The sequence below is a fragment of the Streptomyces sp. Alt3 genome (assembly GCF_030719215.1).
In the GTDB taxonomy this organism is placed as follows: Bacteria; Actinomycetota; Actinomycetes; order Streptomycetales; family Streptomycetaceae; genus Streptomyces; species Streptomyces glycanivorans.
This window is the reverse complement of the sequence record NZ_CP120983.1, coordinates 7773722-7790566: the sequence shown is the minus strand read 5'-3', so window position 1 is coordinate 7790566 and position 16845 is coordinate 7773722. Positions and strand designations below refer to the sequence as shown.

The 16845-nt window shown below is 70.6% G+C and carries 12 protein-coding genes and 1 pseudogene; 4 read left to right on the top strand and 9 right to left on the bottom strand.

What is annotated here, in order from left to right; all coding sequences use genetic code 11:
* Window positions 1-52 precede the first annotated feature (52 nt).
* The 6 genes from P8A20_RS34485 to P8A20_RS34460 form a co-directional block, all read right to left on the bottom strand.
* Window positions 53-1159 carry an aldose epimerase family protein gene (locus P8A20_RS34485; RefSeq protein WP_147961419.1) on the bottom strand — a complete coding sequence of 369 codons (1107 nt, stop codon included), beginning with the start codon at window positions 1157-1159 and terminating at the stop codon, window positions 53-55.
* Window positions 1159-2196, bottom strand: a complete 1038-nt coding sequence (locus P8A20_RS34480) for a LacI family DNA-binding transcriptional regulator (RefSeq protein WP_306104921.1) — start codon at window positions 2194-2196, stop codon at window positions 1159-1161. Before P8A20_RS34480 ends, P8A20_RS34485 begins: the two co-directional genes overlap by 1 nt.
* A 60-nt stretch (window positions 2197-2256) precedes the next feature.
* Entirely contained in the window at window positions 2257-3297 is a 1041-nt protein-coding gene (locus tag P8A20_RS34475) for an ABC transporter permease (protein WP_306104920.1), read from the bottom strand.
* Entirely contained in the window at window positions 3294-4292 is a 999-nt protein-coding gene (locus tag P8A20_RS34470; RefSeq protein WP_306104919.1) for an ABC transporter permease, read from the bottom strand. Before P8A20_RS34470 ends, P8A20_RS34475 begins: the two co-directional genes overlap by 4 nt.
* Window positions 4289-5896 carry a sugar ABC transporter ATP-binding protein gene (locus P8A20_RS34465; protein ID WP_306104918.1) on the bottom strand — a complete coding sequence of 536 codons (1608 nt, stop codon included), beginning with the start codon at window positions 5894-5896 and terminating at the stop codon, window positions 4289-4291. The genes P8A20_RS34470 and P8A20_RS34465 overlap by 4 nt, the downstream gene beginning before the upstream one ends.
* Before the next feature lie 100 nt (window positions 5897-5996).
* A complete protein-coding gene (locus tag P8A20_RS34460; protein WP_306104917.1) occupies window positions 5997-7082 on the bottom strand; it encodes an ABC transporter substrate-binding protein in 1086 nt (361 codons plus the stop codon).
* Between the two features lie 478 nt (window positions 7083-7560).
* On the opposite strand from P8A20_RS34460, the gene P8A20_RS34455 reads away from it, so the two are divergent.
* Window positions 7561-10008: an RICIN domain-containing protein gene (locus P8A20_RS34455; protein ID WP_147961425.1), complete on the top strand. Its 2448-nt coding sequence runs from the start codon at window positions 7561-7563 to the stop codon at window positions 10006-10008.
* A 74-nt stretch (window positions 10009-10082) separates the two neighbouring features.
* Window positions 10083-12433 (top strand): annotated as a pseudogene (locus tag P8A20_RS34450) (AbfB domain-containing protein).
* Between the two features lie 58 nt (window positions 12434-12491).
* On the opposite strand, the gene P8A20_RS34445 reads toward P8A20_RS34450, so the two are convergent.
* Window positions 12492-13319 carry a phytanoyl-CoA dioxygenase family protein gene (locus P8A20_RS34445; protein ID WP_306104916.1) on the bottom strand — a complete coding sequence of 276 codons (828 nt, stop codon included), beginning with the start codon at window positions 13317-13319 and terminating at the stop codon, window positions 12492-12494.
* Window positions 13320-13532: 213 nt separating this feature from the next.
* Between P8A20_RS34445 and P8A20_RS34440 the strand changes: the two genes are divergently transcribed.
* A complete protein-coding gene (locus tag P8A20_RS34440; protein WP_147961428.1) occupies window positions 13533-14567 on the top strand; it encodes a LacI family DNA-binding transcriptional regulator in 1035 nt (344 codons plus the stop codon).
* 3 nt (window positions 14568-14570) lie between these two features.
* Here the strand turns inward: P8A20_RS34440 and P8A20_RS34435 are convergent, their stop codons facing one another.
* A complete protein-coding gene (locus P8A20_RS34435) occupies window positions 14571-15224 on the bottom strand; it encodes a CatB-related O-acetyltransferase (protein ID WP_147961429.1) in 654 nt (217 codons plus the stop codon).
* Between the two features lie 105 nt (window positions 15225-15329).
* Window positions 15330-15731 (bottom strand): PPOX class F420-dependent oxidoreductase, encoded by a 402-nt coding sequence (locus P8A20_RS34430; RefSeq protein WP_306104915.1) that lies wholly within the window; start codon window positions 15729-15731, stop codon window positions 15330-15332.
* Window positions 15732-15871: 140 nt separating this feature from the next.
* Here P8A20_RS34430 and P8A20_RS34425 point away from each other — a divergent pair, with 140 nt between their 5' ends.
* A complete protein-coding gene (locus P8A20_RS34425; RefSeq protein ID WP_147961430.1) occupies window positions 15872-16759 on the top strand; it encodes a LysR family transcriptional regulator in 888 nt (295 codons plus the stop codon).
* Window positions 16760-16845: the final 86 nt, after the last annotated feature.

Sequence of the window (16845 nt, the reverse complement as noted above, 5' to 3'; positions counted from 1 at the left end):
ACCAGGGGCGTCCGATGCCCGGTCATCACGTCGGCGGACGGGCGCGTCCGCCTCACACGTGCGCCGGACCGACTGCCCGCCCCCCGTACCGCTGGTGCTGCAGATGCGGGAATCGCAGTTCGGTGCGGCTGCGCGCGGTGTCGCCGGGCCGCAGCACGGTGCTGGGCAGGTCCGGCCGGTTGGGCGAGTCGGGCAGGTGCTGGGTCTCCAGGCAGAGTGAGCCGTGCCGTCCGTGGCGGCGGCCGGTCCCGTCGGTGAAGGAGCCGTCCAGCTGGTTGGCGGTGTAGACCTGGATGCCGGGCTCCGTCGTCCACACCTCCATGACCCGGGCCGCGTCCGGGGCCGTGAGGCGTGCGGCGCGTCGCAGGCCGCCGCTGTCGGAGTCCCGCAGGACCCAGCAGTGGTCGAAGCCGCCCGCGGCGCGCAGTTGGGCGTTCTCGGTGCCGAGGCACTCCCCGAGGGCCTGGGGCGCGGTGAGGTCGAACGGTGTTCCGCCGACCTCGGCCGGCGGACCCAGGGGGATGCCGTCGTCGTCCACCGGCACGTAGGAGTCGGCGTCGATCTGGAGGGTGTGCCCCAGGACGTCGTCGTGTCCGGCCAGGTCGAAGTAGGCGTGGTTGGTGAGGTTGACGACCGTGGGCCGGTCGGTGACCGAGGCGTAGTCGACGGCCAGGGTGCCCGCCGTGTCGAGGGTGTACGTCACGGTGGCGTCCAGCGCTCCCGGGAAGCCCATGTCCCCGTCGGGGCTGTGCAGGGTGAGACGTACGGACACGCTGTCGTCGGTCCGGTCCGGGGCGGCCTCCCAGACCTTGGCGTGGAAGCCGTCGGGTCCGCCGTGCAGGGCGTGGCCGCGGTCGTTGGCGGGGATGTGGTGTTCGGTCCCGTCCAGGACGAAGCGGCCGTGGGCGATGCGGTTGGCGTAGCGGCCGACGACGGCTCCGAAGTAGGGGTGCTTGGCGGTGTAGTCGTCGAGGGTCGCGAGCGACCGGACGACGGAGGCGCCGGCTCCCGTGGTGTCGGGCACGGTGAGGCGGTGCAGGGACGCGCCGTAGGTCAGTACCTCGGCACGGACCCCCGTACCGCTGTCGAGGGTCCACAGGTCGGTCCGGGTCCCCTGGACGGAGCCGAACGGGGCGTGGTGCACGGTGGGGCGCGGCATCAGAGATCCTCGGTGTGGCCGGAGTCGGGCCCGGATGTGGTGGATTCGCGGACGACGAGTCGGTAGCCGGGGCGTGGCCTGCGCGGTTCGGCGAAGGGTTCGCCCGAGAGCTGTTCGACGAGGCTGTCGACGGCGAGGCGGGCGATGGCTTCCTTGTCGGGGGCGATGGTGGTGAGTGTGGTGGTGGTGTAGCGGCTCTCCTCGATGTCGTCAAATCCCACGACGGCGATGTCGTCCGGGATCCGCAGGCCGCGTTCGGTGACGGTCCGCATGGCGCCGATGGCGATGAGGTCGTTGTAGGCGAACACCGCGTCGGGCCGGTCCTCCCGGTCCAGGAGCTGCGCCATGCCGGCGGCGCCGTCCTCACGGCCGTAGCCGTCGGTGACCACGACGAGGGATTCGTCCGGGGTGATGCCGGCGGCCGCGAGTTCCTCGCGCCAGCCCCTCAGGCGCAGGTGCGCGGGCTGGCGCTCCTGGCCGGTGCGTGATCCGAGGAAGGCGATCCGCCGGTTGCCCTGGGCGACGAGGTGACGGACGGCCGCGCGGGCCGCCCCCACGTTGTCGATGGCGATGTGTTCGTACGGCGCCTCGTACTCGCGCTCGCCCAGCAGGACCAGTGGCGCCGTCTCGGTGCGCGCCATGAGGTCCTCGGTCTCCAGGTGGATGGGGCTGAGGATGAGGCCGTCGATCACATGGGACCGGAATCCCTGGCTGACCAGGAGCTCCTTCTCCCTGAGACCGGCGGTGTGGTCGACCAGGACCGTGTAGTCGTGCCGGGCGGCGGCGTCGATGACCGCTCCGGCGAGTTCCGCGAAGTACGGGTTGCCGAATTCGGGGACGGCGAGGGCGATGATGCCGGTGCGGCCCTTGCGCAGATGGCGGGCGGTCAGGTTCGGCCGGTAGCCGAGCTCGTCGATCGCCTTCTGCACCTTGGCGCGCATGGCTGGTGTGACGTGCTGGTAGTTGTTCACCACGTTCGACACGGTCTTGATGGACACGCCTGCCCGTTGCGCAACGTCCTTGAGGCTGACGCCCACGGCACTCCTTGGTTCGGCTCGGCTCGGCTTGGCTCTGTGTCCGGCCCTGCGGGCCGGTCGTCAGGTGCTTCTGCGACTGCGCGCCAGATAGCGCTGTGCCACCACGACAACGACAAGGAAGCCGCCGCTGACCACCGACTGGTAGGAGGAGTTGAGCGAGCCGATCTGGTTGATCAGGTTCTGGATGACGGCCAGCAGGAGGACGCCCCAGAGGGTGCCGCTGATCGATCCGGCTCCTCCGACGAGGAGTGTGCCGCCGATGACGACGGCGGAGATCGCGTCGAGTTCCATGCCCACGCCGACGATGGTGACGCCGGAGGAGAGCCTGGCCGCGTTGAGGGCGCCGGCGAGGCCGGCGAGCAGGCCGCTGAGCGTGTAGACGAGGATCTTCGTGCGGGCGACGGGTAGGCCCATCAGGGTGGCCGCGTCGCTGCTGCCGCCCACGGCGAAGAGGGTCTGCCCGAACGAGGTGCGCTGCAGGACGAGTCCACCGGCCCCGAACAGCACCAGGGCGATGACGATCGGGTAGCCGAAGCCCCAGACGCTGCCCTGGCCGAGCTCACCGAAGGCGGAGTCCTTGGGCACCAGGTAGGTGGTGGCACCTTCGTCGGTGAGGGCGAGCAGGAGGCCGCGTGCGCCCAGCAGGGTGGCGAGGGTGACGATGAACGGTGCCATGTTCCCGCGGGCGATCAGCAGCCCGTTGAGCAGGCCGATCCCGCCGCACACCACGAGGGGGAGCAGCAGGGCCGCGAGGAACCCGTACTGCGAGGCCCAGGCGGCGATCACTCCGCCGAGGGCGAAGACCGATCCGACGGACAGGTCGATGCCACCGGTGATGATGACCATGGTCATGCCGAGTGCGACCACGGCGAGGAAGGACGCCTGGATGGTCACACCGCGGGCGTTGTCCAGGGAGGCGAACGTCGGGTAGATGAACGAGGCGGCGATCACGACGGTCAGCAGGACAGCGAGGACGCCCTGACGTTGCAGGAGTTCGGCGACGCGCAGGCGGCCGGTCCGCTGGGGCCCGGCGGGGCGGACCGCGGGCGTCTTCGCCGGCACGGGGGCCGGGGCGGCGGTGACGGGCTTGGTTTCGTTCATCGGGACCGACGCTCCCGGGCGACGTAGACGGCGGCGATGATGATGGCCGCCTGGGCGATCTGTGCGGTGGAGTCGGGCAGGTCGTGCTTGACGAGCGTGGCGCGCAGGAGCTGCATGAGCAGGGCGCCCGCGACGGTTCCGAGCACCCGGACGGATCCCCCGTTGAGGGGGGTGCCGCCGACGACGACCGCCGTGATGGCGGAGAGTTCCATGAGGGTGCCGAGCGAGGACGGGTCGCTCGCGGTGAGCCTGGCGGTGGCGAGGATGCCGGCGAGCGCGGCAAGGATGCCGCAGATCACGTACACGCCGATGAGCACACGCTTGACGGGCAGCCCTGCGAGCGCGGCGGCCGAGCGGTTGCCGCCGACGGCGACGACCTGCCGGCCGAAGGTGGTGCGCTGCACGAGGAACGCCACTGCGACGGCGAGGATTCCGGCGATCCAGACGACGAGCGGGATGCCGAGGAAGGAGCCGGTGCCCAGCGACAGCAGGTCGGGGTTGACGATCTGCTTGAGCTGGCCGTCGGCCATGACGAGGGCGAGCCCGCGGCCTCCGACGAAGAGTGCGAGCGTGGCCACGATGGGCTGCAGCCCGACGAGGGAGACGAGGGCGCCGTTGACGGCTCCGACGACGGCTCCCGCCAGGAGGGAGACGACGAGCGCGGGTACGAGTCCGTATCCGAGGTAGAGCGGAAGGAAGGCTGCGGCGAGCGCCATGGTCGAGCCGACGGACAGGTCGACGCCCTCGGTACCGATGACCAGGGCCATGCCCAGGGCGACGATGACGATGGGGGCGACCTGGACGAGCTGGGTGCGGAAGTTGTCCGCGGTCATGAAGTGTTCGGTGAACAGCGCGTTGAAGAGCAGTACCACCGCCACGGCGACGTAGACGCCGTAGCGCTGGTACCAGGAGGGGTCGCGCAGACGGGCCAGCGGGCTCGCGGACTTCGGGGGCTTGTCGCTCTTCGCGGGCGGGGCGACGGCGGTCGGGGTCATCGGGGGTCCTCCTGGGCGGCCGGGGCCCTGTCCGCCGGCTCCGGTGCGTGGTCGGCGAGCACTTCGAGCAGCCGGTCCTCGGCCACGTCGTCGCCCGACAGCTCACCGGCGACGGCTCCGCCGCGAAGGACGACGATGCGGTCGGCGCCCTCGATGAGTTCCTCGATGTCGGAGGAGATGAGCAGGACGGCGAGGCCCTCGCCGGCGAGGTCGTCGATGAGGCTCTGCACCTCGGCCTTGGCTCCGACGTCGATGCCCCGGGTGGGTTCGTCCAGGAGGAGGACCTTGGGTTCCAGGCAGAGCCAGCGGGCCAGCAGCACCTTCTGCTGGTTGCCGCCGGAGAGTTCTCCGACCTTCTGCTCCGGACTCGACGCCTTGATCCGCAGGCGCTTCATGAAGATGTCGACGATCCGGTCCTGCCTGGCGCGCGAGACGACGCCGGCCCGGGACAGGCGGGGCATGGCCGCCAGCACGATGTTCTCCCGGACCGAGAGACCGGGCACGATGCCTTCGGCCTTGCGGTCCTCGGGGAGAAGACTGATGCCGGCCCGGATCGCGGCGGCCGGGGTGAGACGCTTCAAGGTGGTGCCGTCGACGGTGAGTTCGCCGGCGTCCAGGGGAAGCGCCCCGGAGAGCGCCTTCGCCGTCTCGCTGCGGCCGGAGCCGAGGAGACCTCCGAGGCCGAGCACCTCTCCCCCGTACAGCGACAGGGATATGTCGTGGAGCTGGAGCCTGCTGGAGAGGCCGGTCGCGGTGAGCACGGGCGTACGGGCGGCCTCGTGTCCTTCCGCGGCGAAGCTGGTGACGCCGGAGCGCCGTACCTCGGAGAGGTCGCGGCCGAGCATCATCGACACGAGCTGCATCCGGTCGAGGTCGGCGAGGTCGCCGGTGTGGATGTGGCGTCCGTCGCGCAGGACGGTGACCCGGTCGCAGATCCGGTAGAGCTCGTCCATGCGGTGGCTGACGTAGAGGACGGCGATGCCTTTGTCCCGCAGGTTCCCGATGACCCGGAAGAGGGTCTCCACCTCGCGTGGTTCGAGGGAGGAGGTGGGCTCGTCCATGATGACGACCTGGGCGTTGACGGACACGGCGCGTGCGAGGGCCACCATCTGCTGGGTCCCGACACCGAGGGTGTGCAGGGGACGCCGGGGGTCGACACGTACGCCGAACCCGTCGAGCAGTTCGCTCGTCTCCCGGTGCATGCGGGCGAAGTCGATGAGCTTGAGACGGTTCCTGGGTTCGCGGCCCAGGAAGATGTTCCTGGCCACACTCATCAGCGGGACGAGGTTGACCTCCTGGTAGATCGTGGAGATCCCGGCCTGCTGTGCCTCGAACGGCCGGGCGAACCTGACCGGTTCACCCGCCATCCGCAGTTCGCCGCCGTCCGGCCGGTACACACCGGTCAGCACCTTGATGAGGGTCGACTTGCCCGCGCCGTTCTCCCCGACCAGCGCGTGGGTCTCCCCCGCGCGCAGGGAGAAGCTGACGTCGTCCAGGGCGACGACGCCCGGGAACCGTTTGCTCACCGAGCGGGCTTCGAGCACGGCGGAGGCCGTCTCCCCTGCCGCCTCCGGTGCCTGAGGTACTGCTTGGGGTGGTGCCATGGGTGTTTCTGGCCTTCCGCTGTCCAGGGGTGAGGGCCCGGGGGCCGCCGTGGCCCGGTGCGGGTGCCACGGCGGCCGGGGCCGTTGGGTCAGGAGCGGATCAGTACGCCCCGCCGAGGGATTCCTTGGCGTTGGTCTCGTCGTAGGCGCGGTCGGTGATGATGACGTTCTCGGGGATCTCCTCGCCGCCGTAGAACTTCTGGGCGGTCGCGAAGGCGAGCGGCCCGAAGCGCGGGTTGGACTCGATGACGGCGTTGTACTCGCCGTTGACCAGGGCCTGGACGGCGTTGCGGGTGCCGTCGACCGAGACGATCTTGACGTCCTTGCCGGGCTTCTTGCCGGCGGCCTTCAGCGCGGTGACGGCGCCGAGGCCCATCTCGTCGTTCTCCGCGTAGACGGCGGTGATGTCCGGCTTGGACTGGATGAGCTGCTCCATGACCTGCTGGCCCTTGTCGCGGGCGAACTCGCCGGTCTGCTGGGCGACGATCTCGATGCCGGGCGCCTCGGCCTTGATCTGGTCGACGAAGCCCTTGGTCCGGTCGGTGGTCACGTTGTTGCCGGAGGCGCCGAGGAGGATCGCCACCTTGCCCTTGCCGTCGGTCGCCTTGATCATGGCGTCGGCGGCCCGCTTGCCCTGCTCCACGAAGTCGGAGCCGAGGAAGGCCACGTAGTCCTTGCAGGCGGTGGAGTTGACCTTGCGGTCGATGGTGAGGACGGGCACCTTCTTCGCCGCCGCGGCCTTGAGCGCCGGCTCGAGACCGTCGGAGTTCAGCGGTGCGATGATGAGGAACTGTGCGCCCTGGGACAGCATGTCCTGGATGTCGCTGATCTGCTTGGACAGCTGGGACTGCGCGTTGGTGGTGAGCAGCTTCTTGACGCCGACCTTCGCGGCCTCGTCCTTGATCGACTGGGTCTCGGCGATACGGAACGGGTTGGCCTCCTTCTCCGACTGGGAGAAGCCGACCACCGCGTTCTTGAGGTCGATCTTGGGCGCGCCGTAGGTCTGCAGCGAACAGCCCGGGCCGGAAGCGGCCTCGGGGGACTTGGCCGCCTGTGCTCCCTGGCTGCTGTCACCGCCCGCGTCGTTCGTGGTCTCCGACTTCGAGCAGCCGGAAACTGCCAGCGTGGCGGTGGCGGCGAGCAGGCAGGCCGCGGCGAGGGTACGGGATCGACGCTGGATCATCATGCGCGGGACGCTCCTTGGCGAGGTGACGGCACGCTGTTCGGCGTGCGTCGGGCATGGCGGGACGGTGCGTCAGCCGCTGGGCGGCAGATGACGCTGTATCCCTCGCGACCCCGCTTCGAGCTGCGGAAACGACGGTCGTGAGGGGCTTGTGCGGCCTCTCGGCGGCTCGGTTTACAACGTTATATAGGCGAGGCGCCGCAAGCGGCAAGAGAGTTGTCGATGCGTTTCCAAAATGTGTCGACCGGAGTCCACCGCTCCTGCGCACCCGCGCGCCGGGCGCGATCGCACCAGGTGCTGCGCCACCCCTGGACACCGGCTTGACCGCGTGCTGTCATACCGCCGACATCAATTTTCCAACGTTGAAAGCTCGTTGTCGTGTCCCAGGGCCCGGGCGCGGCAGGCTCCTTCGCCATGCGCCGGCCCGGTCCGGGCCGGTCACCCCCCTCGTCAGGCCGAGCAGAAGCGGAGTCCCCACACGATGCCCCTGAACCGCAGGCAACTCATGACCGGCGCTCTGGCCACCGTCGCCGCGACCACCGCGGCCGGCCGCTGGGCCACCACCGCGACCGCCGCCGAGGGCCTCATGGCCGCGGCGCGGGGTGGCCACTACTCCCCCAACGCCGCGCCGCTGCACCCCACGGCGTTCCTGAAGCTGCCTCCCGGGCGGGTGACCGCCAGGGGCTGGCTCGCCGGGCAGCTCCGGCTCCAGCTGGACGGCCTGTGCGGCCGGTACGAGGAGTTCTCGCACTTCCTCGACTTCGAGTCCTCCGGCTGGGTACGCCCGGACCGGGGCGGCTGGGAGGAAGTCCCCTACTGGCTGCGCGGATACACGGACCTGGCCATCGTCACCGGTGACGCGAAGGCGCTGGCCGGCACCCGCCGCTGGATCGACGCGATCCTCACGACCCAGCAGTCCGACGGGTTCTTCGGACCGAAGGCCCTGCGGACGTCGCTGAACGGCGGCCCGGACTTCTGGCCCTTCCTGCCCCTGGTCCAGGCGCTGCGCTCCTGGCAGGAGTACGACGGCGACACCCGGGTCATCCCGTTCCTCAGCAGGTTCTTCCGCTACATGAACGCCCAGGGGCCCGGCGCGTTCGACACCAGCTGGATCGCACTGCGCTGGGGCGACGGGCTGGACAGCGTCTACTGGCTGTTCAACCGCACGGGCGACACCTTCCTGCTCGACCTCGCCGACAAGATCCACCGCTACGGCGCCGACTGGGGCGACAACCTGGTGAACCCCCACAACGTCAACATCGCGCAGGGCTTCCGCGAACCCGCCCAGTACGCCCTGCGCAGCGGATCGCAGCAGGACACCCGGGACACGTACGCGACGTACGCCAAGGCCATGGACCGGTACGGCCAGTTCCCCGGTGGCGGCTTCGCCGGGGACGAGAACGCCCGGCCGGGTCACGGCGACCCCCGGCAGGGGTTCGAGACCTGCGGGATCGTCGAGTTCATGGCGAGCCACCAGCTGCTCACCCGGATCACGGGCGACCCGCTCTGGGCGGACCGGTGCGAGGAGCTGGCCTTCAACTCGCTGCCCGCGTCCCTCGACCCGTCCGGCAGGGCTGTCCACTACATCACCAGCGCCAACAGCGTCGATCTGGACGACGTGCCCAAGCGGGACCGGCAGTTCCAGAACGGCTTCGCCATGCAGGCGTACCTGCCGGGCGTCGACCAGTACCGCTGCTGCCCGCACAACTACGGCATGGGCTGGCCCTACTTCACCGAGGAGCTCTGGCTCGCCACCCCGGACGGCGGACTGGCCGCGGCGATGTACGCCGCCAGTGAGGTCACCGCGAAGGTCGCCGGCGGCACGGAGGTCACCTTCACCGAGGAGACGGACTACCCCTTCACGGACACGGTCACACTCTCCCTCAAGGCCCCGAAGCCGCTGAGCTTCCCCCTGGTACTGCGCGTTCCCGCCTGGTGCTCCGAGCCGGACATCCGTGTGAACGGCCGCCGGGTCGCCGCCCCGGCCGGCCCTGCCTTCACCCGGATCGAACGGACCTGGGCGGACGGCGACGAGGTCACCCTGCGCCTCCCCCAGCGGACCGCCGTGCGCACCTGGACGGACAACCACGGCTCGGTGAGCGTGGACCACGGGCCGCTGACCTACTCTCTGCGCGTCGGGGAGTCCTACGAGCGCATCGGCGGCACCGATCAGTTCCCGGAGTACGCCGTCCACGCCACCACCCCGTGGAACTACGGCCTCGTCCTGGACGGGGCACGGCCGGCGTACTCCCTGCGCCGCCGGTCCACCGGACGCGCCCCCGGCGACAACCCGTTCACCCTGGACGGCACCCCGCTCGTCATGACCGCCCGGGCCCGTCGCATCCCCGAGTGGAGCGCCGACGACGAGCACGTGGTGGCGCCCCTGCAACCGAGCCCCGCCCGCAGCACCGCCCCGGTCGAGGAGGTCACGCTCGTCCCGATGGGCGCCGCGCGGCTGCGGATCACGTCCTTCCCGACGGCGAGCCCCGACGGGACGCCCTGGCTGGCCGACGGCTGGTACCGGATCGCCAACCGCAAGTCCGGCAAGGTCCTGGGCGTGGACGGCATGTCCACCGCGAACAGCGCCCACGTCGTCCAGTTCGGCGACACCGGGACCGCGGACCACCTGTGGCGTCTCGTGGCCGACGGCGACGGCTGGTACCGCATCCGCAACCAGCACTCCGGCAAGGTGCTGGGCGTGGACCTGATGTCCACCGCGAACAGCGCCCACGTCGTCCAGTTCGACGACAACGACACCGCGGACCACCTGTGGCAGCTCGTGCCGGACGGCGACGGCTGGTACCGCATCCGCAACCGCAACTCGGACAAGGTGCTCGGCGTGGACCTGATGTCCACCGCCGACAGCGCCCACGTCGTCCAGTACGACGACAACGGCACCGCCGACCATCTCTGGCAGCTGCTCCGATGAGCGGCTGCTTCCGGTACCACTCGCCGCACCGCTCCGGTGCGGCGAGTCCTTCCCTCCGTCGAGGAGATCCGGAAATGAAGTCAGCACCCGCACCACACCGTCGCACCTTATGGAGACGGCTGACCGCCGGCACCGGCCTGCTGGCCCTGCTCGCCACCGCACTGGTGGGGGCGGGCACCGCTCCGGCGGCGGCGGCACCCACGGCCTGGACACCGAAGCCGGCCCCCATGACGACGCCCTGGACGAATCAGGTGTCCGTCGACAACCCTCTCCCCGAGTACCCGCGTCCCCAGCTCACGCGCCCCGACTGGGCCAACCTCAACGGCATCTGGGACTTCGCGGTGACCGGCCGCGACGCCGGACAGCCCGCGTCGTTCTCCGAGCAGATCAGGGTGCCGTTCGTCGCGGAGTCCGCCCTCTCCGGCGTCAAGCGGAAGATCACGGAGAACGACAAGCTCTGGTACAAGCGCACCTTCACCGTGCCGTCGAACTGGAACGGCCGTCGCGTGGTGCTCAACTTCGGCGCGTCGGACTGGCAGAGCACGGTGTGGGTCAACGGTACCCAGGTCGGTGCGCACAAGGGCGGTTTCGACTCGTTCTCGTACGACATCACGCCCCAGCTGAACGGCGGCTCGAACACGGTCGTCGTCTCCGTCTACGACCCGACGCAGACCGGCGGCCAGGCCGTCGGCAAGCAGCGCATCAATGACGTGAACCCGCACGCGGGTGGCGGCATCTTCTACACCGCCGCTTCCGGGATCTGGCAGACCGTGTGGCTGGAGCCCGTCGCGGCGTCGCACGTCACGCGCCTCGACATGACGCCGAACCTCGGCGACAACACCCTGCGGGTCAAGGTCCGGGCGGCCTCGGCGAACGGCCGGACCGCGCGGGTCACCGTCTCAAGCGGCGGCACCGTCGTGGGTACGGCGACCGGGGCGCCCGGCAGCGACATCTCCGTGTCCGTCCCGAATCCCCGGCTCTGGAGCCCGGACGACCCGTTCCTGTACGACGTGCGCGCCGAACTGCTCGACGGGACGGCCGTGGTGGACACCGTGGGCAGCTACGCGGGCATGCGGTCCATCGCCGTGGCGAAGGTCGACAACATCCTGCGCCCCGTCCTCAACGGGAAGTTCGTCTTCCAGACCGGCACGCTCGACCAGGGCTACTGGCCCGACGGCATCTACACGGCGCCCACGGACGCCGCGCTGAAGTCCGATCTCCAGGCGCACAAGGACCTCGGCTTCAACATGGTCCGCAAGCACATCAAGGTCGAACCCCAGCGCTGGTTCTACTGGGCCGACAAGCTGGGCCTCCTCGTCTGGCAGGACATGCCCGCCATGGACACCGGCAAGACACCCGACGGTCCGTCCCGCACCCAGTGGGAGGCGGAGTACCACGCGGTCATCGACCAGCACCGCAGCTCGCCGTCCCTGGTGATGTGGGTCAACCAGAACGAGGGCTGGGGGCAGTACGACCAGGCGAGGATCGCGAACGAGGTCAAGGCCTACGACCCGTCACGGCTGGTGAACAACATGAGCGGGGTCAACTGCTGCGGTTCCGTGGACGGCGGCAACGGCGACGTGATCGACAACCACGTCTACGTCGGCCCCGGCAACACGGCCCCCACCGCGACCCGGGCCGCCGTGCTCGGGGAGTTCGGCGGGCTCGGATACAAGGTCCCCGGCCATGAGTGGTTCCCGGGCGGCGGCTTCAGCTACGAGGACCAGGCGAGCGTCTCCGCGCTGAACAACCGCTTCGTCGGGCTCCTCGACGCCATCAGGATCGGCCAGCTGCGGCCGGCCTGTCGGCCTCGGTCTACACGGAGATCACCGATGTGGAGAACGAGGCGAACGGGCTGCTCACCTACGACCGCCAGGTCGTCAAGGTGGACACCGCGCGGGTGAAGGCCGCCAACCAGGCGCTCATCCAGGCGTCGAAGACCCCGGCACCGCCGGTCACCCTGCCCACCGGGGGGTACAAGTCGCTCCGGGTCACCACCCCGGGTCACACGAACAAGTACCTGCGCCACTCCGAGGCACTCGCCTACACGGCCGTCGTCGACAGCGGCAGCAGCGCGCTGCTGAAGAACGACGCCACCTGGAAGGTCGTCACGGGCCTGGCGAACGGCAACTGCTACTCGTTCGAGTCCCGCAACTACCCCGGCGAGTACCTGCGGCACCGGGACTTCCGGGTCCGCCGTGACGCGAGCGACGGTTCGGCGCTCTTCAAGGCCGATGCCACCTGGTGCGCGGTCGCGGGTTCGGGTGGGGTACGGCTGTCGAGCGCCAATCTGCCCGGCAGCTATCTGCGGCACATCGGTTCGGAGGTGTGGCTGGCCACTCCCGGCGGCACTCACGCCTGGGACGACGCGGCCACCTTCACCGAGGACACCACCTGGGCCGTGGACGGGCCCTGGGCTCCGTGAGGTGAGGTGCCCCCGGGCCCGGTGCCGTCCGTCCAGGCCGGCGCCGGGCCCGGACGCGTCACGCGTCGCCCATGACCAGGCCCTCGATGGTGTGCTTCTGGACGATGGGGGTCAGTTCCTCCACCACCGGGCAGTGCAGATGGGCCCGGACCCGCCCGGGCAGGGAGGCCCAGTAGGCACGGGTGACGGCCATGTCGTGCTGGGCGTCGTTGCCCGCGCCCGGGGCGTCGACGCCCAGCACCAGGACCGGCCGGGAGTCGGCCGAGTGGTTGGCCGTGCCCCGGTGGACAGTCAGGGCGGAGCGGGCCGATATGTCCCCGCGTCGGGGGTACTTGCGCTCGGCCAGCCCCTCGTAGCGCGCGTAGGTGTCGCGGGGCGGGAACATCGCGTGGCCGAAGCGTGCGCCGTCGTCCCACTGGGTGCCGGGCGCGATCTCGAAGGGCCCCATGTCCTCGCGCGTGTCCACGGCGGTGAGGTTGAAGGCGAGGGACGTCAGCCGGCGGCCGTGCCGGGTCTCGTCCGGCATGGGGAAATCCCGGTGCCAGGGCTGGTTCACCGCACCGGCCAGCGGGACGTCGAAGCCCAGTTCGACGACGCGGTAGTCGGGCCCCAGCACCGCCTCGCACACCCCACGCACCCAGGGATGGTCCACCAGCTCGACGAAACCACGCATCTGCTCGGGGTGGATCTCGACGTAGTACCGGTGGGGGCCCCGGCCCACGGCACCGCCCTCCCGCCCGCGTGCCTCGGCGAAAGCCGTCTCGATGTCCTCGCGCATCACGTCGGCCCACTGCGGGGTGAAGGCGCCGCGGTTGGCGGTGATCCCTGCCGTGTACAGGTCCTTGACGGCCTCTTCGAGAGGCGGGGCCAGGGCGGCTCCGGGCATGGCGGTGGTCCTTTCGTCTACGGATCGCGCGGCCGACCGGCACGGGAGGCCGAGGTGTTCCTCGTCCGCGGGTCGGCCGGCGTGCCTATGTTGCAACGTTGCAGGCAACGTGGCAAGAGTGTGTGCGCACCGGAGTTCGGCGGGGCTGTTACGGTGCTCGGGGCATGGTCCGCCGACCGCCCCTGCGTACCCAGGGACAGGAGCTCACCGACCGTGGCAGCGAGACTCAAGGACGTCGCCGCACTCGCCGGCGTGTCCGTCCGGACCGTCTCCAACGTGGTGAGCAACGCCGCGCCCGTCGCACCGGCGACGCGCGCCCGGGTCATGGCGGCGGTGGAGGAGCTGGGATACCGCCCCAACCTCGCCGCACGCAATCTCCGGCAGGGGCGCACCGGGCTCATCGGGGTGGTCGTGCCCGAGATCCACTCCCCCTACTTCGGCGCCCTGGCGGGGCTCCTCATCGACGCTGCGCGGGAGCGCGGCTGGACGGTGCTCCTGGAGCGGACCGGGGGACGCCCGGATCTGGAACGGCGCCTGCTGGACGGTTCGGAGGGGCACCAGGTCGACGGGATGATCGTCAGTCCGTGGTCGACGTCTCCGGCCGAACTGGCCTCGCTCGCCGGGGGTCTGCCTCTCGTCGTCCTGGGTGAGCTGGCGCCGGACGGGTCCATCGACCATGTGGCCCTGGACAACGTGGCGGCGGCGCGGGACGCCGCCCGCCATCTCGTCGCGGGTGGCCGTCGGCGCGTCGCGGCGATCGGCCTGCAGTCGGGGCTCGGCCACGGCACGGCCGAACTGCGTGCCGAGGGCTTCCGGCAGGGGCTGCGGGAGGCCGGTCTCTCTCCGGTGGCCGAGGTGGAGGTGGCCGATCTGCACCGCGGGGAGGGTGCGCGGGCCCTTCGTGAACTGCTGCGCCGGTCCGGGCGCCCCGACGCGGTCTTCTGCTTCAGCGACGAACTCGCCCTCGGCGCGCTGCGCGTGGCGGCCGAGGAGGGTGTGCGGGTCCCGGAGGACCTGGCGGTGATGGGTTTCGACGACATCGAGGACGGCCGCTTCGCAACTCCGTCCCTCACCACGATCGCCCCGGACCGGGAGCAGATCGCCGAACGCGCGGTGCAGTGCCTGACCGAGCGCGTCCTGGGCCGGTTCGAGGCACTGCCCGGCCGCCGGATCGTGGTCCCGCACCGCGTGGTGACACGGGAGAGCACCGGCGCGGCGGCCTACCCGGATGCGGGAGACCACCGCTGAGCGTCACCCGGTCGGGGAGTCCGGGGCAGCGGCCTCCAGTTCGGCGGCGGAGCCCGTCATGATCGTCCGCACGTGCCGGGTGATGTGTTCCAGGGGCCAGTCCCACCAGGCGGTCCGCACCAGCCGCTCGATGTCCTCCTCCCCGTGACGACGGCGGATGAGGCGGGCCGGGTTCCCTCCCACCACACCGTAGTCGGGCACGTCGTCCACGACCACGGCACCGGAGGCGATGATCGCGCCGTGCCCGATCCGTACACCGGGCATCACCGTCGACCGGTACCCGAACCACACGTCGTTCCCGACGACGGTGTCACCGCGTCCGGGCAGGCCGGTGATCAGATCGAAGTGCTCCGCCCACGACCCGCCCATGATCGGGAACGGGAAGGTGGAGGCCCCGTCCATGCGGTGGTTGGCGCCGTTCATGATGAACCGCACCCCTTCGCCCAGGGCGCAGAACTTCCCGATGACCAGCTTCTCCGGGCCGTAGTGGTGGAGCACGTTGCGGGTCTCGAACGCGGTCGGCTCGTCGGGATCGTCGTAGTAGGAGAAGTCCCCGACCTCGATGAGCGGGGAGGTGACGAGGGGTTTGAGCAGCACGACCCGTGGCTGCTCGGGCATGGGGTGCACCACGTTCGGATCGGCCGGTACCAGTGGCATCGCTCGGTGATTCCGTTCTCTGAGTGCGTCTGCGGTGGGCCGGACGGCCGCTCCCGGACACGAGGCTGCGCCACGGCGACGGGGCGCCGCCGTGGCGATCGGGTGTCAGTGCACGGTGCGCCGGACCCGCCGGTCGGCCGTCAGCGGCTTCCCCTCGAGGTTGCAGCTCCACGAGACGCTCGGGGTGATCTTCATACAGGGGGCCGTTCCGGACGGCGTCGACCGCTCGACCAGTTCGGCCACACCGTAGATCCGCAGGTACCGAGGCGCCCACGGGTCGGTGGTGACCACATCGTCGATGACGATCGCGACCTTGTTGTTGCCGGCCCGCACGTTCCGGAACTTGCGGGTCCTCACGGGATCGCCACCGCCCACGAACAGGTGCGTCCCGTCGAACTCGAATCCCACCGGCGACACGTCCGGCTGCCCGTCCGGCGCTGCCGTCGAGATCCGGGCAAGTCGCTGAGACGCCATGTAGGCGATCTCTTCCTCACTGAACGACGGCACGCCGCGCCCCTCCACCTCGTCACGAGCCCTCTCGCCGCAGGAACCGGCGAACGTCCGTACACGATCCCGGACCCCGAGGGCCTGAGCAAGATCGGAATGCGAAAGTATGCATTAGCCGGGCTAATGACGAGGGGGTGCCGGTGGAGCGGCACGAGATCGAGGCCTTCCTGGCCCTGGCGGAGGAACTCCACTTCGGGCGTACTGCCGAACGGCTGGGTGTCTCGCAGGGCAGGGTGAGCCAGACCATCAAGGGCGTCGAACGCCGCATCGGCGGGCCCCTCTTCGACCGCACAAGCCGCCGGGTCGCGCTCACCCCGCTCGGCCGGCAGTTGCGCACGGATCTCGAACCGCACCACCGCGGGATCCAGGAGGCGATCAGCCGCGCCACCGAGACCGCCCGTGGCCTCACGGGCCGACTGTCCGTCGGCTACACCGCCGCCTGGAACGGCAGCCTCCTCCTCGACGCCGTCGACCTGCTGCGCACGCGTCACCCCGAGTGCACGGTGGAGATCCTGGAGGACTCCTACGGCGCCACCCTGCGGTCGCTCCGCACGGGCAGGGTCGATCTGCACGTGGCCGAACTCCCCGTCGAGGAGCCGGACATCATCGTGGGGCCCACCGTGTGCACGGCGGCCCGTGCTCTCGCGGTTCCGGCGGACCACCCTCTGGCCACGCGTGACACGGTCGGCCTGGAGGACCTCGCGCTGGCGCCGTTGATCAGGCCCGCCGGCATGTCACAGGTCTTCCTCGACGCCCATTTCCCGCAGCACACACCCGGTGGCCGCCCGGTTCCGCGTGGCCCGGTCGCCGCGAGCTGGCAGGACTTCCTCACACTCGTGGGATCGGGCAAGGGGGTAACTCCCACCTGCGTCCTGGCAGCCGCCTTCTACGCCCGTCAGGACATCGTCTACGTCCCGTTCCGCGACGCGCCACCGATCCGCTACGCCCTGCTCAGGTCGACCCGCACGGCCGGCGCGAAGGTCCACGCGTTCACCCGTGTCGTCACCGAGCTCGCCGCGGCCGGGTGAGACGCACGCGTGGGAACGGCCGGAGCTCCCGGCGGCGCGGGCCTGTGCGCGCGCCGCCGGGAGCGGTCCTGCGGGGAGGGTGCTCC